This window comes from Hydrogenophaga electricum, from assembly GCF_030160815.1.
Lineage (GTDB): Bacteria > Pseudomonadota > Gammaproteobacteria > Burkholderiales > Burkholderiaceae_C > Hydrogenophaga > Hydrogenophaga electricum.
In genome coordinates, this window is record NZ_BSPB01000017.1 from 1 (window position 1) to 20,078 (window position 20,078).

Annotated in this window: 25 protein-coding genes; 14 read left to right on the forward strand and 11 right to left on the reverse strand. The window is 69.5% G+C overall.

The window, feature by feature from the left end; genetic code table 11:
- On the forward strand, window positions 1–182 hold a 182-nt coding region (locus tag QQK43_RS11705), incomplete at its 5' end, for a hypothetical protein (RefSeq protein ID WP_284307918.1).
- A 72-nt stretch (window positions 183–254) separates the two neighbouring features.
- On the opposite strand, the gene QQK43_RS11710 is transcribed toward QQK43_RS11705, so the two are convergent.
- From QQK43_RS11710 to QQK43_RS11735, 6 genes are all read right to left on the reverse strand, one after another.
- Complete coding sequence (locus QQK43_RS11710; protein ID WP_234262673.1) at window positions 255–1,127, reverse strand: EamA family transporter; 873 nt, start codon at window positions 1,125–1,127, stop codon at window positions 255–257.
- Between the two features lie 99 nt (window positions 1,128–1,226).
- Window positions 1,227–1,871, reverse strand: a complete 645-nt coding sequence (gene folE / locus QQK43_RS11715; RefSeq protein WP_370465264.1) for a GTP cyclohydrolase I FolE — start codon at window positions 1,869–1,871, stop codon at window positions 1,227–1,229.
- Entirely contained in the window at window positions 1,841–3,085 is a 1,245-nt protein-coding gene (locus QQK43_RS11720; RefSeq protein WP_234262675.1) for a GTP-binding protein, read from the reverse strand. Before QQK43_RS11720 ends, folE begins: the two co-directional genes overlap by 31 nt.
- 12 nt (window positions 3,086–3,097) lie before the next feature.
- On the reverse strand, window positions 3,098–4,129 hold the full coding sequence (locus QQK43_RS11725; protein ID WP_234262676.1) for a metal ABC transporter solute-binding protein, Zn/Mn family: 1,032 nt from the start codon (window positions 4,127–4,129) through the stop codon (window positions 3,098–3,100).
- A gap of 40 nt (window positions 4,130–4,169) precedes the next feature.
- Window positions 4,170–5,045 carry a metal ABC transporter permease gene (locus QQK43_RS11730; RefSeq protein WP_234262677.1) on the reverse strand — a complete coding sequence of 292 codons (876 nt, stop codon included), beginning with the start codon at window positions 5,043–5,045 and terminating at the stop codon, window positions 4,170–4,172.
- On the reverse strand, window positions 5,042–5,851 hold the full coding sequence (locus QQK43_RS11735; RefSeq protein ID WP_234262678.1) for a metal ABC transporter ATP-binding protein: 810 nt from the start codon (window positions 5,849–5,851) through the stop codon (window positions 5,042–5,044). Before QQK43_RS11735 ends, QQK43_RS11730 begins: the two co-directional genes overlap by 4 nt.
- Before the next feature lie 61 nt (window positions 5,852–5,912).
- Here QQK43_RS11735 and QQK43_RS11740 point away from each other — a divergent pair, with 61 nt between their 5' ends.
- Genes QQK43_RS11740 through QQK43_RS11760 form a run of 5 tightly spaced genes read left to right on the forward strand, consistent with a single transcriptional unit; the run spans window position 5,913 to window position 9,135 of the window.
- On the forward strand, window positions 5,913–6,413 hold the full coding sequence (locus tag QQK43_RS11740; RefSeq protein ID WP_234262679.1) for a Fur family transcriptional regulator: 501 nt from the start codon (window positions 5,913–5,915) through the stop codon (window positions 6,411–6,413).
- Window positions 6,410–7,078 (forward strand): ABC transporter ATP-binding protein, encoded by a 669-nt coding sequence (locus QQK43_RS11745; RefSeq protein WP_284307919.1) that lies wholly within the window; start codon window positions 6,410–6,412, stop codon window positions 7,076–7,078. The genes QQK43_RS11740 and QQK43_RS11745 overlap by 4 nt, the downstream gene beginning before the upstream one ends.
- On the forward strand, window positions 7,075–8,292 hold the full coding sequence (locus QQK43_RS11750; RefSeq protein WP_284307920.1) for an FtsX-like permease family protein: 1,218 nt from the start codon (window positions 7,075–7,077) through the stop codon (window positions 8,290–8,292). The genes QQK43_RS11745 and QQK43_RS11750 overlap by 4 nt, the downstream gene beginning before the upstream one ends.
- 4 nt (window positions 8,293–8,296) lie before the next feature.
- Window positions 8,297–8,539, forward strand: coding sequence for a hypothetical protein (locus tag QQK43_RS11755; protein WP_284307921.1), 243 nt, complete (start codon window positions 8,297–8,299; stop codon window positions 8,537–8,539).
- Between the two features lie 38 nt (window positions 8,540–8,577).
- A complete protein-coding gene (locus QQK43_RS11760) occupies window positions 8,578–9,135 on the forward strand; it encodes a DUF3299 domain-containing protein (protein ID WP_234262683.1) in 558 nt (185 codons plus the stop codon).
- Window positions 9,136–9,154: 19 nt separating this feature from the next.
- On the opposite strand, the gene QQK43_RS11765 is transcribed toward QQK43_RS11760, so the two are convergent.
- Window positions 9,155–10,393, reverse strand: a complete 1,239-nt coding sequence (locus QQK43_RS11765; RefSeq protein ID WP_284307922.1) for an NAD(P)/FAD-dependent oxidoreductase — start codon at window positions 10,391–10,393, stop codon at window positions 9,155–9,157.
- Between the two features lie 119 nt (window positions 10,394–10,512).
- On the opposite strand from QQK43_RS11765, the gene QQK43_RS11770 reads away from it, so the two are divergent.
- Window positions 10,513–11,475: an AEC family transporter gene (locus QQK43_RS11770; RefSeq protein ID WP_234262685.1), complete on the forward strand. Its 963-nt coding sequence runs from the start codon at window positions 10,513–10,515 to the stop codon at window positions 11,473–11,475.
- Window positions 11,476–11,487: 12 nt separating this feature from the next.
- On the opposite strand, the gene QQK43_RS11775 is transcribed toward QQK43_RS11770, so the two are convergent.
- Together QQK43_RS11775 and QQK43_RS11780 are read right to left on the reverse strand one after the other, a co-directional pair.
- The gene (locus QQK43_RS11775) at window positions 11,488–11,979 is read right to left on the reverse strand and encodes an NINE protein (RefSeq protein ID WP_234262686.1); all 492 of its coding nucleotides are present in this window, start codon (window positions 11,977–11,979) and stop codon (window positions 11,488–11,490) included.
- Entirely contained in the window at window positions 11,976–12,509 is a 534-nt protein-coding gene (locus QQK43_RS11780; protein ID WP_284307924.1) for a GNAT family N-acetyltransferase, read from the reverse strand. The genes QQK43_RS11775 and QQK43_RS11780 overlap by 4 nt, the downstream gene beginning before the upstream one ends.
- Window positions 12,510–12,682: 173 nt before the next feature.
- Between QQK43_RS11780 and rpsP the strand changes: the two genes are divergently transcribed.
- The 7 genes from rpsP (at window position 12,683) to QQK43_RS11815 (ending at window position 17,767) form a co-directional block, all read left to right on the forward strand.
- Window positions 12,683–12,937: a 30S ribosomal protein S16 gene (gene rpsP, locus QQK43_RS11785; RefSeq protein ID WP_234262688.1), complete on the forward strand. Its 255-nt coding sequence runs from the start codon at window positions 12,683–12,685 to the stop codon at window positions 12,935–12,937.
- Between the two features lie 15 nt (window positions 12,938–12,952).
- Window positions 12,953–13,561, forward strand: coding sequence for a ribosome maturation factor RimM (gene rimM, locus QQK43_RS11790; protein ID WP_234262689.1), 609 nt, complete (start codon window positions 12,953–12,955; stop codon window positions 13,559–13,561).
- Window positions 13,562–13,637: 76 nt separating this feature from the next.
- The gene (gene trmD / locus QQK43_RS11795) at window positions 13,638–14,444 is read left to right on the forward strand and encodes a tRNA (guanosine(37)-N1)-methyltransferase TrmD (RefSeq protein WP_284307925.1); all 807 of its coding nucleotides are present in this window, start codon (window positions 13,638–13,640) and stop codon (window positions 14,442–14,444) included.
- Window positions 14,445–14,577: 133 nt separating this feature from the next.
- Window positions 14,578–15,537, forward strand: coding sequence for a hypothetical protein (locus QQK43_RS11800; RefSeq protein WP_284307926.1), 960 nt, complete (start codon window positions 14,578–14,580; stop codon window positions 15,535–15,537).
- A gap of 111 nt (window positions 15,538–15,648) precedes the next feature.
- Window positions 15,649–16,005, forward strand: coding sequence for a 50S ribosomal protein L19 (rplS, locus tag QQK43_RS11805; protein WP_234262944.1), 357 nt, complete (start codon window positions 15,649–15,651; stop codon window positions 16,003–16,005).
- 96 nt (window positions 16,006–16,101) lie between these two features.
- Window positions 16,102–16,797 carry a CoA pyrophosphatase gene (locus QQK43_RS11810; RefSeq protein ID WP_234262692.1) on the forward strand — a complete coding sequence of 232 codons (696 nt, stop codon included), beginning with the start codon at window positions 16,102–16,104 and terminating at the stop codon, window positions 16,795–16,797.
- Between the two features lie 43 nt (window positions 16,798–16,840).
- Window positions 16,841–17,767 carry a CobD/CbiB family protein gene (locus QQK43_RS11815; RefSeq protein ID WP_234262693.1) on the forward strand — a complete coding sequence of 309 codons (927 nt, stop codon included), beginning with the start codon at window positions 16,841–16,843 and terminating at the stop codon, window positions 17,765–17,767.
- 3 nt (window positions 17,768–17,770) lie between these two features.
- Here QQK43_RS11815 and rsgA read toward each other — a convergent pair whose 3' ends face one another.
- Complete coding sequence (gene rsgA, locus QQK43_RS11820; protein WP_234262694.1) at window positions 17,771–18,739, reverse strand: ribosome small subunit-dependent GTPase A; 969 nt, start codon at window positions 18,737–18,739, stop codon at window positions 17,771–17,773.
- Window positions 18,736–20,004, reverse strand: a complete 1,269-nt coding sequence (locus QQK43_RS11825) for a M48 family metallopeptidase (protein ID WP_284307927.1) — start codon at window positions 20,002–20,004, stop codon at window positions 18,736–18,738. The genes rsgA and QQK43_RS11825 overlap by 4 nt, the downstream gene beginning before the upstream one ends.
- Between the last annotated feature and the right edge of the window lie 74 nt (window positions 20,005–20,078).

The following is a 20,078-nucleotide window of genomic DNA, read 5'->3' on the forward strand; positions in this document are numbered from 1 at the left end:
TTGCTTGTGCATGCGCACTCATCGAAGGCGCGCGTAACCGTTCGGGCTTCACGAAGACCAGCGCGGCGGCCGTGCGTTCTGTACTCAGTCACGGGCTCGATCACCCCAGCCGCTACCAAACTGCACGGGCCGGTCTGGCCGCCTCAACGGCGGCCACACTCTACCGCGCCAGTCAGATATGAAGATACAAGCCGTTGGGCGCTTGCAGCCGCTGTCAGGCCCGCGAAACCGGGCAACCAGGCGTTCGAGGGTGCTTACCGGAAGCGCTGGCGCAGTCGGGGCCAGAACAGGATGACGCACAGGCCGCCCAGCACCAGGGCGCCGGCCTGCAGTTTCCAGGCCGGCATGGCTTCGCCCAGCATCAGCGCCGAGGCGCCCATGCCGAACACCGGCACCAGCAGGGCCGTGGGCGCCACGGCGGCGGCCGGGTGGCGGGCCAGCAGCCAGTTCCAGGCAGCGTAGCCGAACAGCGTGTTGCCCAGCGCCTGCCACAGCACGCTGGCCCAGATCACCGGCCCCGCCGCCGACAGCGCCCCACCGATGGCGGCCGGCCCTTCCAGACCCAGCGACAGCAGCAGCAGGGGCGGCACGGCAAACACGCTGCTCCAGACGGTGAAGTGCAGCATGTTGACCTGCCCGGCGCGTTTGACCACCAGGTTGGCGCAGGCCCAGCAGAAGCCGGCACCGAGCACCAGTGCCACGCCCAGCGCCGTGACGGTGGCGTCCAGGTGGGTGGCGATCAGGCCCAGCCCACCCACGGCGAGCGCCAGGCCGGCGAGCTGGAACGGCTGCACCTTTTCCTTCATCAGCACCAGCGACAGGCCGATGGTGAAGAACACCTGCATCTGCACCACCAGCGAGGCCATGCCGGGCGAGATGCTGCTGCGCATGGCCAGGAACAGCAGGCCGAACTGGCCCACGCCCAGCAGCACGCCGAAGCTGGCCAGCGGCCGCCAGCCGATGGCGGGGCGGGGCACGAACAGCAGCCACGGCAGGGCGGAAAACGTGAAACGCAGGGTGGCGAACAGGAACGGCGGTAGCCCGTTGAGGCCCCAGCGGATGACCACGAAGTTGGTGCCCCAGACGGCGACAACGGCCAGGGCGAGGAGCAGGTGCGAGAAGGGCAAGGGCGGGCGGCGGTGTGGTAGGGCAGCCGAACAGCTTAGCGCAGGCACAGCGCCCCTGATCGGGGGCTGGTCAAACGGGGCGGGCCGGTTCGGGGCGCGTCAGGTGGCCGGCGTCCGGCCGGATCCCGAGCGGCCGATGCCTTGCCAGACGTCGCGGCGCAATTCGGGCGCATGCCGGAACCGGCCGACCCAGCGCTGGGTCAGCGTGGTGGAGCCGGGTTTGTGCACGCCGCGCGTCGTCATGCACAGGTGCTGCGCCTCGATCACCACCGCAACGCCGCGTGGCTGCAGGGTGTCCACCAGGGTGTCGGCAATCTGGCGGGTCAGACGCTCCTGGATCTGCAAGCGCCGGGCGAAGGCATCCACCACGCGCGCGATCTTGCTGATGCCCACCACACGGTCGCGGGGCAGGTAGGCCACGTGGGCGACGCCGATGATGGGCACCAGGTGGTGCTCGCAATGCGATTCGAAGCGGATGTCGCGCACCAGCACCAGGTCGTCAAAGCCGCCAGCGTCTTCAAAGGTCGTTGCCAGCAGTGCTGCCGGGTCTTCTTCGTGGCCGGCGAAAAAGGTCCGGTAGGCCCGGGCGACGCGGCCGGGCGTGTCTTGCAGGCCTTCCCGGTCGGGGTCGTCGCCCGCCCAGCGGATCAGGGTGCGGACGGCGGCTTCCACGTCGGCCTGCACCGGCCGGATGGGTGGGGGCGTGCGGGCATTCATGCGGCGGTCGCGGGGTGGGGGTCCCATGCGGGGAACGGGTCGGGCAGCTCGGCCCAGCCCTTGAGGCCCTTGCGACCTTCGGTGTAGTTCAGGTGCATGGCCCTCCAGGCCTGTTCGATGGCGGCGCGGTCCAGGTTCCGGCCGATGAACACCACCTCGTTGAGGCGGTCGCCCCAGGGCTCCTGCCAGCGCGCCTCGATGGCTCCGCGCTGCGGTGAGCCCTTGGGCGGCCAGTGGTCGCGCGGGGCGCTGGCCCACCAGCGGCCCACCGGTTCGTGGGTGGCGGTGTTGCCGGCGCGCGAATAGCTCACCACCCACTGCGCACGGCTGGCCAGCCAGACGTAGCCTTTGGCGCGGATCAGGCCGGGCAAGGGCTGGTCCATGAAGGTGGAGAAACGCCACGGGTGCAAGGGCTCGCGGCTGCGCAGCACGAAGCTCTCGATGCCGTAGGCCTCAGTCTCGGGCGTGTGCGCGCCTTCCAGTTCACGCGCCCAGCCGGGCATGCTGCTGGCACGCTCCAGGTCGAACCGGCCGGTGCCCAGTATCTGCTTGAGCGGCACCTGGCCGTGGTCGGCGTAGACGACCTCCGCGACCGGGTTCAGCGCCTTGACCACGGCGGTCACCTCGTCGCGCCGGGCCGCGTCCACCTTGTCGATCTTGTTGATGACCACCACATCCGCAAATTCGATCTGCTCGGTCAGCAAAGCGGCCAGGCTGCGGTTGTCTTCCGGGCCGGCGGTTTCGCCGCGCTGCTCCAGCAGGTCCGTGCTGCGGAAATCGGTCAGCAGGTTGAGCGCGTCCACCACGGTGACCATGGTGTCGATGCGGGCCACCTGGTTGAGCGACTCGCCCGCTTCGTCTTCAAAGTCGAAAGTGGCGGCGACCGGCATGGGTTCACCGATGCCGGTCGATTCGATCAGCAGGTAGTCAAACCGGCCTTCAGCGGCCAGCTTGCGCACCTCCAGCAGCAGGTCTTCGCGCAGCGTGCAGCAGATGCAGCCGTTGCTCATCTCGACCATCTTCTCTTCGGTGCGCGAGAGCGCGGCGCCTGCATTCTCGGCCCCACGCTCCACCAGCGAGGCGTCGATGTTCACCTCGCTCATGTCGTTGACGATGACCGCCACGCGCAGGCCTTCGCGGTTGGCCAGCACGTGGTTGAGCAGCGTGGTCTTGCCGGCGCCCAGAAAGCCCGAGAGCACGGTGACCGGCAGGCGCGTGTCGGTAGGGTGGTGGTCTGCCATGGGGGGATGGACTCAGGAACCCCGGACGGCACGCACCAGTGCCTGGGTGTTGTGGCGCATCAGGTCCAGGTAGGTCGCCGCCGGGCCTTTGGCGTCAGAGAGCGAGTCGGAGAACAGCGCGCCGGCCGGCTTGACGCCGGCTTCGCGCCCGAGCTGCTCGATCAGGCGCGGGTCGGCGATGTTCTCGACGAACAGGGCCTGGATGTTCTGCGCCTTGATCTGCCGCGCCAGTTGGGCCACGCCCTTGGCCGAGGCCTCGCTTTCCGTGCTCACGCCCTGCGGTGCGAGGAACTCGACCCCGTAGTCGCGGGCGTAGTAGCCGAAGGCGTCGTGCGAGGTGATGACCTTGCGCTGCGCCGGTGGCACGCCGGCCCAGGCCGCACGGATGTCCTGGTCCAGGGCCTGGAGCTTTTCGCGGTAGGCGCTGGCGTTGCGGCGATAGCCATCGCAGCCGGCCGCGTCGACCCGGCACAGGCCGCGTTCGATGTTGTTCACGTAGGTCTGGACCGCCTTCACGCTTTGCCAGGCGTGGGGATCGTTGGGGCCGTGGTCGTGGTCATGACCGGCATGGGCCGGCGCCTGGGCGGCCTTCGGGTGGTCGTGACCATGGGCGTGTTCTTTCTCGTGTTCATGATCGTGCTCATCGCCGTCTTCGTGCGCGATCGCGTCCACGCCCTCGCTGGCCACCACCCGCGGCCCCTTGAACTTGGTGTTGCGCAGCAGCCGGTCCATCCAGCCTTCGAAGCCCAGACCGTTGGCAAACACGATGTGCGCCTGCGCCACCTGGCGCGCCTGGGCCGGGCGTGGCTGGAACACGTGCGCGTCGGCACCGGGGCCGACCAGCACCTGCACCGCGACGCGGTCGCCGCCCACCTGCTTGACGAGGTCGCCCAGGATGCTGAAGGACGCCACGGCCTGGACGGCGGGTTGGGGTGTCGGTGCCTGTGCCTGGGCGGGTGCGGACAGGGCCAGCCAGCCGACGGTGGCGGTAGCGGCGGCGATCCAGGTGCGGCGGGACGCGAGGGCAGAACGGGCGGTGGGCATGGGGGTTCCTTTCGAGCGGTAGAACAAGGCGGGAGGGCGGTCAGGCCCGGTAATGGGTGGCAGAAGGCCGCTGGTGGCGCAGCGCGCCTTGCGGGGCGGCCATCAGCGAAAACAGGTAGGCCAGCCCGAGCGCCAGCACGATGGTCGGGCTGGTGGGGGTGTCGAACTGGTAGGACACGAGCAGCCCACCGGTGCTGGCCAGCAGGGCCAGGGCCACGGCCAGGACCAGCAGGGGCAGCAGCCGGCGCGTCCACAGGCGGGCGGTGGCGGCGGGCAGCACCATCAGGCCGACAGCCATGAGCGTGCCCAGCGCATGGAAGCCGGCCACGAGGTTGAGCACCATCAGCACCAGGAAGCCGTAGTGCGCCAGGGGCGAGAGGCGGCTGACGCTGCGCAGGAACTGCGGGTCGTAGCACTCCAGCAGCAGCGGGCGCCACAGCAGCCGCAGGGCCAGCAGGGTGACCACGGCGATGCCGCCCAGCAGGGTCAGGGTGGCGCTGTCGAGCGCGAGCACGGTGCCGAACAGCACGTGCAGCAGGTCCACGCTGTTGCCGCGCACCGAGACGATGAGCACGCCCAGCGCCAGCGACAGCAGGTAGAAGGCGGCCAGCGACGCGTCTTCGCGCAGCACGGAGTTGCGTGCCGCCAGGCCCGAGGCGGCGGCGACGGTCAGGCCGGCGGCGATGCCGCCCACCGTCATCGCACCCAGTGAAAGGCCGGCCACCAGGTAGCCCAGCGCCGCGCCGGGCAGCACCGCGTGCGCCATGGCGTCGCCCGTCAGGCTCATGCGGCGCAGCAGCAAAAACACGCCCACCGGCGCCGCGCTGAAGGACAGCGCGATGCAGCCGGCCAGGGCGCGGGCCATGAAGTCGAATTCGGCGAACGGGCCGATCAGGGGCAGGTCGGCGAGGTTCATGCCTGGACTGGCGCCAGGGGGGTGGCGGTGGAAAGGGGGGCGGGTGCGCACAGGGGCGCGTCTTCGTCGAACGGTTCGTGCAGCGCCAGCGCCTCGGCCCAGTGCGCGTCGCTCAGGGCCTCGGCCGTCGGGCCGTAGGCTACGCAGCGGCGTGCCAGCACCAGCGTCGTGGGGAAATGCGCCCGCACGAGGTCGAGGTCGTGCAGCACCGCGACCACCGTGCGGCCTTCGGCGTGCCAGCGGTGCAGGATGGCCAGCAGGTCGGCGGTGGTGCGGCGGTCGATGGCGGCGAAGGGCTCGTCCAGCAGCACGGTGGTGGCGTCCTGCAGCATCAGGCGTGCGAACTGCGCACGCTGCCACTGACCGCCTGAGAGCGCGTCGATGGGGCGTGCTTCGAAGCCCTGCAGGCCCACGGCGGCCAGCGCCTGCCGGGCGCGGTCGTGGTGCTCGGGGCGCAGACGCCCCCAGGCGCCGAAGGCGTGCCACAGGCCCATGGTCACCATCTCCAGCACCGTCACGGGAAAGCTGCGGTCGGCCTGGTCGTGCTGCGGCAGGTAGGCCACGCGAGGCCCGGGTTGTCCGGGCGCAGACAGCCCGCTGACGGTGCCCGTCATGGGGCGCAGCAGCCCGGCCAGGACCTTGAGCCAGGTGGATTTGCCGGCGCCGTTGGGGCCGACCACGGCCAGCAGGGTGCCGGCCGGGACTTGCAGGTTCAGGTGGTGCAGGGCCGGGTGGCGGTCGTAGCCGACGGTGAGGTCGCTGCAGGTGATGCCGCGCTGGGCGGGCAGGGAATCCGGGTTTATCATGTTGCAACTTGATTGCGTTAGCGAAATCATATCGCAACTTTGTTGCGTTAATGGCATCACCATGTCCTCACCTCCGTCCGGCAACCGCCTTCCCGACGACATCCTGGCCCGCATCAGCGCCGCGGGCCTGCGCCGAACCCTGGCCACCCGGGTGGTGCTGGGCCTGTTCGTGGCCGACCCCGGCGTCGTGCTCACGCACGCCCAGGTGCTGGCGCTGGTGCAGGCGCGCGGGCTGGATGTGAACCGCGTGACGCTCTATCGCCTGCTCGACCGGCTGGCCGCCTGCGGCGCATTGCAGCGCGAGACGGACGAGGCCACGCGCACCTGGCGCTTCCGGCTGGCGTCGGCGGCCGATGCCGATGGCCAGGCGCCGCGCTTCGAGTGCGACAGCTGCCACCAGCGCTTCCGTCTGGACGGCGCGAGCGCTTCCACGCGCGAACTCGCCGACAGCCTGTTTTCGCGGCTGGCCGCCCTGGGCCACCAGGGTGTGCGGCTCGAACTGGCGGTGCACGGCACCTGCGCGGGTTGCGCCGATCCGGCGGTCGACGCGCCGGCACCATGATCCGCACCCGGGATCTGACCCACGCCCATGCCGGCGCGGCGCCGCTGCACTTTCCCGATCTGGACCTGCCGGCTGGGCAGACCCTGTTGGTGCGGGGCGATTCGGGCTGCGGCAAATCCACCTGGCTGGCGCTGGCTTGCGGGCTGCTCACTCCCTTGGCGGGCGAGATGTGCGTGGGCGGCGTGTCGGTCGGGGCTTTGTCGCGACCGGCGCGCGACCGCTGGCGGGGCGAACAGGTGGGGTTTCTGCCGCAGCGCCTGCGCCTGAGCGACGCACTCAGCGTGGCCCAGAACCTTGAATTGCCCTTCATCGCCCGCGGTCTTCCGGTGGACCGGGTGGCCGTGGAGGCGGTGCTGAAGCGCCTGGGCCTGGCCGGTCTGGCGCGGCGCAAACCATCGCAGCTTTCGGGCGGTCAGGCCCAGCGCGTGGCGCTGGCGCGCGCCGTGCTGCAACGCCCGGCGCTGCTGCTGGCCGACGAGCCGACCGCGAGCCTGGACGACACCGCCTGCGCCCAGGTGCTGACGCTGTTGCGGGAGACTGCCGACGCCGTGGGCGCCACCCTGGTCGTTGCCACGCACGATGCCCGCGTGGCCGCTGCCTGGCCGCAGGCGCGCGCACTGCGCCTGGCGCCCCACCCGCTGCCGGCCGGGGAGGCGGTGGCATGACCGATCTGCTGCGCCTGTCGTGGCGCTACCTCTGGTCGCGGCCGCTGGCGACCGTGCTCAATCTGTGGCTGCTCACGCTGGGGCTGGCCACGGTCGGCTTCGTGCTGCAGGCCCGTTCCGCCGTGGACCGGGCGTTCGCGCGCGATCTGGCCGGCATCGAGCTCGTGGTCGGCGCCAAGGGCAGCCCGATGCAGTTGATCCTGGCCGGGGTGTTCCACATGGACGTGCCGCCGGGCAACATCCCGCTGGCCGAGGTGCAGACACTGGCCCAACACCCGATGGTGGCCCAGGTGGTGCCGCTGAGCCTGGGCGACAACCTGCAGGGGTACCGCATCGTGGGCACCACCCCCGATTACCCGGCGCTGTACGGCATGCAACTGGCCGCCGGCATCTGGTGGGCGCGCCCGATGGAAGCCGTGCTGGGCGCCCGCGTGGCCGCCGCGACCGGGCTGGGCGAGGGGCAGGGTTTTGTCGGCGCGCACGGGCTGGGCCGGGGCGGTGCCGTGCACGAGGAGGCCGCCTACCACGTGACCGGGGTCATGGCGCCCTGCGGCTGCGTGCTGGACCGGCTGGTGCTCACGCCGACCGAATCGGTCTGGCAGGTGCACGACGACATGCACGGCGCCGCCGACATGGACGCCGAGGACCTGGCCGCCCTGCAGGCCGACCGCGAAGTCACCATCGCCCTGGTGCGCTACCGCTCGCCGCTGGCCGCCGCTACGCTGCCGCGCCTGATCAACGATTCGACCGGCCTGCAGGCGGCCGCCCCGGCGGTGGAGGTGACGCGCCTGCTGTCCATGCTGGGCGTGGGCACGCGTGTGCTACAGGCCGCGGGCGCCGTGCTGCTGCTGGTGGCGGGGCTGTCCGTGTTCATGGCGCTGTGGCACGCGGTGCGCGAGCGCGCGGCCGATCTGGCCATCCTGCGCCTGCTCGGAGCCGGGCCGGGCCGGGTCACCGCCCTGTTGCTGCTCGAAGCGCTGTGGCTGGCCATGCTGGCCTGCGGCCTGGGTCTGCTGCTGGCGCGCGGGCTGTGGTGGGCGCTGGCCCGGCAACTGGCGGACGATCCGTCGGGCGTGGTGGCCATGGCGCCATCGCCGCTGCTGCTGGCGGGCGTGCCGCTGCTGGCGCTGGCCGTGGTGTTTCTCGCCGTCCTGCTGCCGGCCATCGAGGCCTACCGGCAGGACGTGCACCCCTCTTTGAACCCCAGGAGTTGAACCGATGAAACGTGTATTGACCATCACCGCGCTGGCCGCTGGCTTCGCACTGCCCGTGTGGGCCCAGCATTCCGAGCAGGAACTGAAAGAAGACATCCAGCGCCACCGCTCCATGGCTGCGGCGCACGAAGCGGCCGCCAAGTGCCTGGAGGCCGGCAAGGGCGAAAAGGTCTGCATGGCGGAACTCCAGGCGGCCTGCAAGGGTCTGGCCATTGGCAAGTACTGCGGCATGCGCCATGTGCATTGACGCGGTGGCCGTCCTTCTCTGAACCGCCTGCTTTGCGCATGAAACGCCGACTGCTGTGTCTCGCTGCCCTGTCGGGGGCGCTGCTCCCGGGGGCGGGGGCACAAACCCTGTCGTCTCCGCTGGGGAACCCTGCCGGCCCGAGTGCGGGCAAGGGCGCGGGTGCGCCGGCGCCGGTTCCGCACGGTCAGGGGGCGGGCGTGCACAGCCCGCTGAGCCCGTTCGCTCCGCTGAAACCCCGGGTCGACGTGGTGGCCTGGTCGGTGCTGACCGATATCCGCACCGAGGTGCAGAACCGCCGCATCGTGCCGGTGTACCCGGCGGCGGTGTCGGCGCTGCACCAGAAGCGGATCAAGGTCCAGGGCTTCATGCTGCCGCTGGAGCCGGGCGAGCAGCAGCGGCACTTTCTGCTGGCTTCGGTGCCGCCCACCTGCGCGTTCTGCACGCCGGGCGGGCCGGAAAGCATGATCGAGATCCGCACCCGCGAGCCGGTGAAATACCGGCTCGACGCGGTGGTGGTGCAGGGGCAGTTCCACGTGCTGCGCGACGATCCCTACGGGCTCTACTACCGCATGACCGAGGCGGTGGGCACGCGCTGAACGCGCCACCTGCGCGGTTTCAGAGAAAACGCGCGGGCAGGTAGGGTGTGGGGTCCACCACCGGGGTGTCGCCGTCGATCTGTTCGGCCAGCAGCCGGGCGCTGACGGGCCCCAGGGTGAAGCCCTGGTGTCCATGGCCGAAGTGGAACCACAGGCCCGGGTGCCGCGGGGCCGGCCCGATCACCGGCTTGAGGTCACCGGTGCAGGGGCGCGCGCCCAGCCAGGGTTCGGCTTCCACCGGCTCGGGCAGGTCGAACAGTTCGCGCGCCAGCGGTTCCGTGCGGGCCAGTTGCACTGGCGTGGCCGGGGCATCCAGGCGCGCGAACTCGGCGCCGGTGGTCAGGCGCACGCCCTGCTGCATGGGGGCCAGCACGTAGCCGCGTTCGGCGTCGAGCAGGGTCAGTGCGGGGCCCGTGCCACCGCGGTAGTGGCGGTGGTAGCCGCGCTTGACGAACAGCGGGAAGCGGTAGCCGAGGGCCCGGATGGCCGCGTCCGACCAGGGCCCCAGCGCGATGACCGCCTGCGCAGCTTCGATTGGACCGTCCGGGCCCTGCACCTGCCAGCCCGTACCGGCCGGGCGCAGCGTGCGGGCGTCGCCCTGGACGATGACGCCGCCGTGGCGCACCAGCAGGTCGGCATAGCGCTGCACGAGTTCGCCCGGGTCCGTGATCGACCACGGCTCCGTCCACTGCAGCGCCCCGGCCAGCCGGGGCTTGAGCGCGGGTTCGGCCGCGGCCAGCGCCTGGCCATCGAGCACACGGAACGGCAGGCCCCAGAGACGCTGCAGGCGTTCGGCGTCTTTCACCTCCTGTTCCAGCGCACGCGGGGTGCGGAATACCAGGCGGAAGCCTTCGCGGCGCACCAGGTCCTGCGCGCCGGCGGCTTCGATCAGCGGCGCGTGCTCTGCCACCGAGCGGCGCGTGAGCTGGCCGTACTCGCGGCAGATCTGCGCATAGCGTTCGCCGCGCGAATGGAACCAGTAGCGCGCCAGTGCCGGCGCCATCGCGGGCATGTCGCCCAGGTGGTAGTGGGCTTCGGTGGCGCGTTGCAGCGCCGTGCGCAGCAACAGGCCCGGGTCTGCCGGGAAGGGGTAGGGCTCCACCGCTTCGCACTGGATGATGCCGGCGTTGCCGTACGAGGTTTCGCGGCCGGGTTCGCGCCGGTCGACCAGCGTGACCGGGTGGCCTCTGAGCGCCAGTTGCAAAGCCGTGCAGGTGCCGACCATGCCGGCGCCCAGGATGAGGATGGGAGATTTCATGGGCTTCGGGACGTGGGCTCGGAGCGGGCGTGCGCGGAAACGGGATTATCCGGAAAGCACGGGGTCGCAGGCTTACCGACGGCCTGCGGGGTGATCGGGGCGACGCTACCATCGGCGCGGTGAACCTCGCCACCCACCCCGTTTTCGTCTCCCTGACCCCCGTCTTCCTGCTCATCGGCGCCGGCTACCTGGCCGGACGCCTGTCGTGGATCCGCGAATCCGCGGTGCGGGATCTTTCCAACCTGGTGTTTTTGCTGCTCATTCCGGCGCTGCTGTTCCGGACCATGAGTGCGGTGCACGTCGAGGCGCTGGACCTGCGGCCGCTGATGGCCTACTTCCCGGCAGCGCTGGCGGTGCTGGCCATCACCATCGCCTGGCGGGGCTTCAACCGGGCCAGCGTGGTCATGGCCATGGGCAGCGTGTTCTCCAACCTGGTGATGATCGGCATCACCCTGGTCGAACTGGCCTACGGCAAGCAGGCCCTGGTGACGCTGCTGACCGTGGTGTCGGTGCACGCACTGACGCTGCTGACAGTGGGGTCGGTGGTGCTGGAGCTGGTGGTGGCGCGCGAAGCCCGGGCCGGCGGCGAGGCGTCGCCACACATCCTGCAGACCGCCTGGTCGGCCTTCAAGGGCGCGTTGATCCACCCGATCCCGCTGCCCATTCTCAGCGGGCTGGCGTTTGCCCAGACCGGCTGGAGCCTGCCGATGGTGGTGGACAAGCCGCTGCAACTGCTGGGCAGTGCCTTCGGACCGATTTCGCTGGTGCTGGTCGGGGTGACGCTGGCGCGCACGCCGCTGCAGGGGCACTGGCGCGACGCGCTGTGGATCTGCGCCGTCAAGAACCTGGTGATGCCGCTGGCCGTGGGCCTGCTGGCCTGGACGCTGGGCATCACGGGCCTTCCGCTGACCGTGCTGGTGGTGGCTGCGGCCATGCCCATGGGGGCCAACGTGTTCCTGTTCGCGCAGCGCTACAACGTGGCCCAGGGCCTGACCACGGCGGCCATGGGGCTGTCGACCGGGCTCGCGCTGTTCTCCGTGAGCCTGGTGATGCTGCTCATGGGCTGGCTCAATCCGTTGTGAGAGCGCCGCCGGTCACTGGCTGATCTTGCGCGCTTCTTCGATCTGGTATTCGAAATACCGCTGGAAGCTGAAGGCCAGGCTGCTCATGAAGGCGATCGTGCCCGCCAGCAGCGCAAAGGCCAGCACGGCGATGGTGAGCCAGTTCGTGGCGCCGGCGTTCGCCTCGGGGTCGAAGCCGGCGTTGTACTGGCGGTTCCACTTTTCGCGGTCGGCCAGCGCGTAGACGATGGCGCTGAGACAGGCGGCCGCGATGGAAAAGCCCAGCAGCGGCACCAGCACCCAGGCCAGGTGATCGTCCTGGCCGTAGGTCTGGACCCGCTCCACGCCCAGCCAGCCCAGCGCCGTGGGCAGCGGGAAGAGCCAGCCGATCCAGTCGCCCCAGCCCCGCAGGTAGAAGCGGTGCAGGCCCAGCGTACCGCCCACGAACGCGATCAGGGCCGCCAGCGTCTTGTTGCGGGGGCGCCCCGTGGGCGCGCCTGTTGCGGAGGGCGTGGCACCGCTCATGCCGCCGGCTCCTCGGGCGGCGTGGTGTTGCCCGCGCCCAGGGTCTTTTCCATCAGCACGATGTCCAGCCAGCGACCGAATTTCCAGCCGCACGAGCGCATCACGCCCACGTGCGCGAAGCCGGCCGCCGTGTGCACGCCGACCGAGCCGGCGTTGGCCGAGTCGCCGATCACGGCCATCACCTTGCGGATGCCGCTGCGCTCCAGCGTGCCCAGCAGTTCGGCCAGCAGGGCGCGGCCCAGGCCGCGGCCGGCCGCTTCGGGCGCGAGGTAGATGGAGTCTTCCACCGAAAACCGGTAGGCCGGGCGGGGCTTGAACCAGTTGCCGTAGGCGTAGCCCAGCACCTGGCCGGCTTCTTCGACGACGAGCCAGGGCAGACCCTTGCTCAGCACGTCGGCACGGCGCAGCGCCATCTCGGCGGCGGTGGGCGGTGTGGTCTCGAAGGTGCCTGTGCCATGAAGCACGTGGTGGGCGTAGATGCGGGTGATGGCGTCGAGGTCGTCTTCGCGGCTGGGACGAATGAGGGGCATGGTGCGGGGGAAACGGTCGGGGTGGTGATTCTGGCTCGGCCGGCTATAATCGCAGGCTTTGCAGCGTTTCGCTGGCCGGGTGGTCAGTCGTGTGTCTCAATCGCTGCAGAACATGTCGGCACCCGGAGAAATTCATTTCCGGACCGGCCAAGTTACCACCCGAAGGATAAATCATGGTCGTCATTCGACTCTCCCGCGGCGGCGCCAAGGCTCGCCCGTTCTACAACATCGTGGTTGCCGACAAGCGCAATCGCCGCGATGGCCGCTTCATCGAGCGCATCGGTTTCTACAACCCCCTGGCCAAGGGTGGTGAAGAACCCCTGCGTATCGCCCAGGACCGCCTGACCTACTGGACCGGTGTGGGCGCCCAGGCTTCCGACACCGTGAACCGCCTGATCAAGCAGAACGCCGCCAAGGCTTCGGCCTGATCGGTTGCTGGCAACGTGAGCCACCCCAACGGCTCATCGAACGGCCCGTTCGAGGCATCGCCCCTGCCGGGGGATGCGGTCGAACTGGGCCGTTTTCTTGATGCCTGGGGCATCAAGGGCTGGGTCCGCATCCAGCCGCACAGCGCCGACACCCGGGCGCTGTTCGCCACCACCGAATGGTTTCTGTTGCCCCCCGAAGCGCGCTTCGGCAAGGGGTTTTCCGCGTTTTCGGCGCCAGTGCGCGTGCAGGTGGCTGACATCAAGACCCATGCGGATGGCATCGTGGCCCGTCTGCAAGGCATGGACGACCGCAATGCCGCCGAGGTTCTGAAGGGCGCCCGCATCCACGTCTCGCGCCAGGCCTTCCCGCCGGCGGAGGAGGGCGAGTACTACTGGGTCGACCTCATCGGCCTGGAGGTGGTCAACCGCCAGGGCGAGCACCTCGGCGTGGTGCGCGACCTGCTGCCCACCGGCCCGACTTCGGTGCTGGTGATGGACTGCACCGAGACCGTCGACGGCGTCGACAAGCCCGCCGAGCGCATGGTCCCCTTCGTGTCGGCCTACATCGACGACGTGAACCTCGCCGAGCGGCGCATCACGGCCGACTGGGGCCTCGACTACTGAGACCGTGCGCCGCCCGTGGGCGGTGCCGGCCGTTTGGGCCCATCGCTCACGCGCGCCGCCCGGCGACAATCCCGCCATGCGCTTCGACGTCATCACCCTGTTTCCCGAGCTGTTCGAGCCGTTTTTCACCAGTGGCATCAACCGGCGGGCGTTCGAATCCCGGCAGGTGGATGTGCGCCTGTGGAATCCGCGCGACTTCGCCGAAGGCAACTACCGCCGTGTGGACGACCGGCCGTTTGGCGGCGGGCCCGGCATGGTCATGATGGCCGAGCCCCTGTGGCGCTGCCTCCGGGCCATCCGTGCCGATCGCGGTGAGGTCGAGCAAGGGGCGCCCGGAGGGCGTGCGCCCGTGGTGCTTTTTTCGCCCATCGGCCGGCGGCTCGACCACGCGTCCGTGGCCGACTGGGCGACGGACGCACGGGGTGCGGTGCTGGTCTGCGGTCGCTACGAGGGCATCGATCAGCGTTTCATCGACGCCTGCGTGGATCGCCAGATCAGCCTGGGGGATTTTGTGCTGTCGGGCGGCGAGATCGCGGCCATGGCCCTGCTCGATGCGGTGGCCCGTCTGCAGCCCGGCGTGCTGGGTGACGAGGGCAGCCATCAGCAGGACAGCTTCAATCCGGCACTGGACGGCCTGCTGGACTGTCCGCACCACACCCGGCCCGAAGTCTGGACCGGGCCGCAGGGGCCGATGGCGGTGCCGGAGGTGCTGCTGGGCGGGCATCACGAACGCATTGCCCGCTACCGCCGCGAGCAGAGCCTGCAGTTGACCGCACGCGAACGCCCCGACGTGCTGGCCACGGTGCGCGAATCGGGCCGGCTCAGCCGCGCGGATGAGGCTTTTCTGCAACAGCGCAAAGTGCCCGCCGACGCTCGGCGCTGAATACTCCCCGGGTCTTCCCTGGGGTGCTCCCGCTGGTGACCTGTCAAGCAATCCGGTGCTTTTTTGTGGGATTTCACCGCTCCTGTGACGCACGCCACAGAATCAAGAAGTCAAGCTACAAAAAGGAAAGCGCATGTTGGGCATCGTGGCGGGCGTGACATGGACAGCCATGTTTCTGCTTTGGTACGGGTATTTGCGTGCCAAAGGGGTGGCTGCCGTGGTCTCCGGGGCGCTGGCCGGGGTGCTGGCGGTCTTGGTGAGCGGGGTGGTCGCGGACACCTTCTTGGTAACGGGGCACACGGTCTCCAGCCTCATGCCCACCGCGCTGGTTTTCGGGTTGGCGGCGTTGCTGCCTCTGGGGCGCCTCTGGCGTTCCTTGCGCGCGCAGGCCGAGGTGCCGCCGTCATTGATTTCCGAAGTGCTCGCCGAAGAAGAGTCCGACGCGATGCCTGCGTCTCGCGTTCATGCGGACATGCGGGAACAGGCAGGGCAGCTCGCGAAGCTGCGCGAGCATTGCCAACGGGTTTTCACCCAAGACCACATCACGCCGGAACGCGCTCGCGGTTTGCTGACCAGGCTGGAGGCGGTGAGCGCCGTGCGCAACGACAAAGACCTGTTCATGCTCATGCTGACGCTGCAAGAGGCGGTGGCGCACGAAACCATCAGCTTCCGGGAGCAGGAATCGGTCCGGTACTGGCTGGGCGTGGTGTGCGGCGAACAGGTGGTTCCGCCCGACTTCTGGCGCTACGACGAGGGGCAGACGGTGCAGGACGACGGGGTCGCCGATCCCCAGGAGGCGTATCTGCTGGCCAATACCTCGCTGACCCGGGAAGGACGCTATGTGTTCGATTACCGCGATCCCCAGGGGCACCCGAGCACGCGACAGGTGGATGTTCTGTACGTCGACGGCGACTACATCGATGCCTTCGATCACCGTCACCAGTCCATCCAGACGTTCTGCAAAGGCCGTATCGATGGCAAGGTCACGGACGTCGAAACCGGGGAGGTGCTGGCGCCCTGGGAGATGACGCGCACCCGGTTGGGGATCGAGCGGGTGGGTAGGGAAGAGATCGGTCGGCGCGCCGATGTATAATCCAAGGCTTTTCGATCCTCTGGCCGGCCGTCGCGACCGGTGGTGCCTCCCGAGGCGCCAGGGAATCGCGGCCTTCAGTGCAGCGCGGCCATGATCGGTAAACAGGAAACCATGAACCTCATCCAGACCCTCGAGCAAGAAGAAATTGCTCGCCTGAACAAGACCATTCCCGCGTTTGCCCCTGGCGATACCGTGATCGTCAATGTGAACGTGATCGAAGGCACCCGCAAGCGCGTGCAGGCCTACGAAGGCGTGGTGATCGCCCGCCGCAACCGTGGCCTGAACTCCAGCTTCATCGTGCGCAAGATCTCCAGCGGCGAAGGCGTGGAGCGTACCTTCCCGCTGTACAGCCCGCTGATCGCCAGCATCGACGTCAAGCGCCGTGGTGATGTGCGCCGTGCCAAGCTGTACTACCTGCGTCAGCGCAGCGGCAAGTCGGCCCGCATCAAGGAAAAGCTGGGCGCCTGATCGCGCTTCTGCCGATCCCGGAAGCCCCTGTGCCCACCCGGACCAAAAGCCGCTCTCCGAGCGGCTTTTGTCGTTTCGGGCCTATGCTCGCCGCCCATGTCGCGTCTTCTGCCTGCCTTCGATCCCCGCCAGGTGCCCGTGTTGCCGGGCGTCGCCAGCACCGGCCTGATGCCCGCGCGGGCGGACCGGCTCACCGCCGACGGCCTGCGCCAGGTGTTTGCACACCCGCCGGTCTGGACGCCGGAAGTCCTGCGCGAACAGCGTTTCATGGACCGTTCGCCGGCGGAGGCGGCGGTGCTGGTGCCGCTGGTGCAGCGCGATCGCCTCCACCTGTTGCTGACCTTGCGGACCCAGCACCTGTCGACGCATTCGGGCCAGATTGCCTTTCCAGGCGGCAAGGTGGATGCGGAAGATGCCGATGCCACGGCGGCCGCCTTGCGCGAGGCGCGGGAAGAGATCGGCCTGCCTGCCGATCATGTGGAGGTGTTGGGGACCTTGCCCCTGTACGTGACCGGGTCGGCCTTTCACATCACGCCCGTGGTGGCGCTGGTGCGTCCGGGCTTCGCGCTGCAGCCCAATCCCGCCGAGGTGGACGATGTGTTCGAGGTCCCGCTGGACTTCCTCATGGATCCCGTCAATCACCACCGGCACGCATTCGACTGGGAAGGCGGGCGGCGCGAGTGGTATTCCATGCCGTACCAGGAGCCATCCGTCGGGGGCGAGCGCGAGCGTTTCATCTGGGGCGCCACCGCAGGCATGCTGCGCAACCTTTACCGCCTGCTCAGCGCCTGAGGTGCGAGCGGGAGATGGCCGGCACCGCCGGTATCATCGGCCCATGAGTTTTCTTGCCGTTCTTGTGGCCCTGTTGCTGGAGCAGGCGCGCCCCCTGGCTTACGACAATCCGGCCCATTCCCTGCTGCGCGGCTGGGCGCGGCTGGTGCGCCGCAACCTCGACGCCGGGGAGACGGCCCATGGCTGGCTGGCCTGGGGGCTGGCGGTGGGCGTGCCCGCGCTGGTTGCAGCCGGTGTCTTCTGGCTGGTGGACACCTTCAGCACCGTGCTGGCCTTCGTGTGGCTGGTCGTGGTGCTGTACGTCACCCTGGGTTTCCGGCAGTTCAGCCACCATTTCACCGCCATCCGGCAGGCCCTTGAACAGGGCGACGAAACCGCTGCGCGCCAGGGCCTGGCGCAATGGCTGCGCGTCGACGCGGCCAGCCTGCCGCGGGCCGAGTTGCTGCGCCAGGTGATCGAGCACTCGGTGCTGTCGGCGCACCGCCATGTGTTTGGCGTGCTGGTGTGTTTCGTGGTCTTCGGCATGCTGGGGCTGGGCCCGGCCGGGGCCGTGTTCTACCGGATGGCGGAGTACGTGGCGCGCACCTGGCGCCTGCGCCACGACGTGTCGTCCAGCCCGGCGCTGGAGACAGCGGCCGTCCGCGGCTGGGGCTGGGTGGACTTTGTGCCCTCGCGCGTGACCGCCGTCGGCTTTGCCGTGGTGGGCAACTTCGAGGAGGCGGTGGCGAGCTGGCGCAGCGACGCGCCCCAGTACGCCCCGGGCGGCGACGGGGTTGTGCTGGCTGCCACGGCGGGCGCCATCAACGTGCGCCTTCGGCCCTTGCCCGAAGGTGTGGTGCCCGACGAGTCGGTCGGCCGCGCCGAGCCGCAGCTGGCGCATCTGGCGTCGGTCGTCGGTCTGGTCTGGCGCAGCGTGGTGCTGTGGATGCTGGTGCTGGCACTGCTGACCTTCTCCGGTCTGCCGGCCTGATCTTCAGTAGCTGCGTTTGGCAGCGAGTTCGTCGAACAGCTCGCCATAGATGCGGTAGCGGCTGGCGCTGATGCCCGTGGCGGGCAGCGCTGCCGCCGGGTCCGTCTGCACGTGGGGAATCACCGCACAGCCGGGTTCGTGCCGGTGCGTGCAGTTGTGAAACCGGCATGCGCCCAGATGCTGGTGCAGGTCGGGCATCAGGCGCGCCAGGTCCATGGCATCGATGTGATGCAACCCGAATTCCTGGAACCCCGGGGAATCGATGAGCGCGGTGTGCCGCTCGCCATCGGTCCAGTACCAGGTGGTGCTGGTGGTGGTGTGCTTGCCGGAATTGAGCGCGCGTGAAATCTCGCCGGTCTCGGCCCGGGCGTGGGGCACCAGGCGGTTGACCAAGGTGCTCTTGCCGGCCCCCGAAGGCCCCAGGACCAGCGTGGTGTGCCCGTGCAGGCGTTCGTTCAGCGCGGGCAGGCCGCTCTCGTCGCCCGGGGCCCGCAGTTGCAGCGGCAGCACCTCGCAGCCCATGGCGCGGTAGGGGGCGAGCCGGTTCCAGGCACGGGCAAAGGCCGTTTCTAGGTCGCGCTTGTTCAACCCGATCACCACGTCGATGCCCGCTGCCTCAGCGGCCACCAGGGCCCGGGCCAACTGGCTTTCGGAGAACTCCGGGTCGGCCGCCACCAGCACCAGCACGCGATCGAGGTTCGCGGCAAACGACTTCGTGCGCACCTCGTCCTGCCGGTAGAACAGGTTGCGCCGGGGCTCCACCTGTTCGATGCTGCCTTCGTCACCGGAGGGCTGCCAGCGCACACGATCGCCGACCACGACCTCGTTCTTCTTGCCGCGGGGATGGCAGATGCGGCGTTGCCCATCGGCGCTTTCCACCAGACAGTGCCGGCCATAGGCGGCAACCACCAGACCGGATTCCAGCGAGGTGGTCGCCACAGGCGAGGGCGCGCGGCGGGTGGCGCGGCTCATGCCGAGGCACCTTGCAGCCGGCCGATGCGTTCGTGGGCCGGTGGGTGCGAGTAGTAGAAGCGGGCGTACACGGGGTCGGGTGTGAGCGTGCTGGCGTTGTCCTTGTAGAGCTTGAGCAGGGCGCTGGCGAGATCCTGGCCGTTGGTCTGGGTGGCGGCGTAGGCGTCTGCTTCGAACTCGTGCCGGCGCGACAGCTGTGCCATCAGCGGCGACAGGAAATAGGCCGGCAGCGGCACGAACAGAAGGAACAGCAGCAGGGCCAGGGCATCGTTGGGGGCGTCCAGTGCCGGCTGCACGCCCAGCCCGGTGTAGAACCAGGCTTGCTGCGACAGCCAGCCGAGCAGGGCGAAACCGATCAGGCTGACCGCTGCCATCAGCACCATGCGCTGGGCGATGTGTCGGCGGCGGTAGTGGCCGAGTTCGTGGGCCAGCACGGCGTCGATTTCGGGCGGGCTCAGTTGCTGCAGCAGGGTGTCGAAGAATACCACCCGCTTGGCGGCGCCAAAGCCGGTGAAGTAGGCGTTGGCATGGGCGCTGCGGCGGCTGCCGTCCATCACGAACAGGCCCTGGGCGGCAAAGCCGCAGCGCTGCATGAGGGCCGACACACGGGTCTTGATCGCTTCGTCGTCCAGGGGCTGGAAACGGTTGAACAGCGGGGCGATGAGGGTGGGGTAGATCACCATCAGCACCAGATTGAAGCCCATCCAGACCGCCCAGGCCCAGAGCCACCATCGCGGGCCCGCCGCGCCCATGAGCCACAGCACCAGCGCGGCCATCGGCAGGCCGATGAGGGCGCCGACCAGCAGGCCCTTGACCAGATCGGCCCACCACAGGGCGGGGGTGATGCGGTTGAAGCCGAAGCGCGCTTCAAGCCGGAAGGTGTTCCAGGCACTGAACGGCAGGTTGAGCACCGTGCCGATCAGGCCGAAGGCGCCCAGCAGGGCCAACTGCTGCAGCAGGCCAGGCCCCAGCCAGGTCAGCAGCGTCTGGTTGAGCAGGTGCAGGCCGCCCAGCAGGGTCCAGCCGAGCAGCAATACCGTCTCCCAGGACGACTCGAGCAGCCCGAACCGCAGGCGGGCCAGTGTGTAGGCGGCGGCTTTCTGGTGGGCATCCAGGCCGATGGTGGCGGCAAATGCGGCCGGTACCGCGTCCCGGTGCCGGGCCACGTACCGGGTCTGGCGGCTGGCCAGGACGGTGCGCACCACCAGGGTCAAAACCAGCAGGGCGCAGAACACGTAGGTGAAAAAGAGCGAGCCATTGTCCATGGCGGGAGTCTAGCGGGCGCGGCGGCGGTTGCCGTCGCAGTTGGCGCCCGGCCTTCGGCGACAATCGCCGCCAT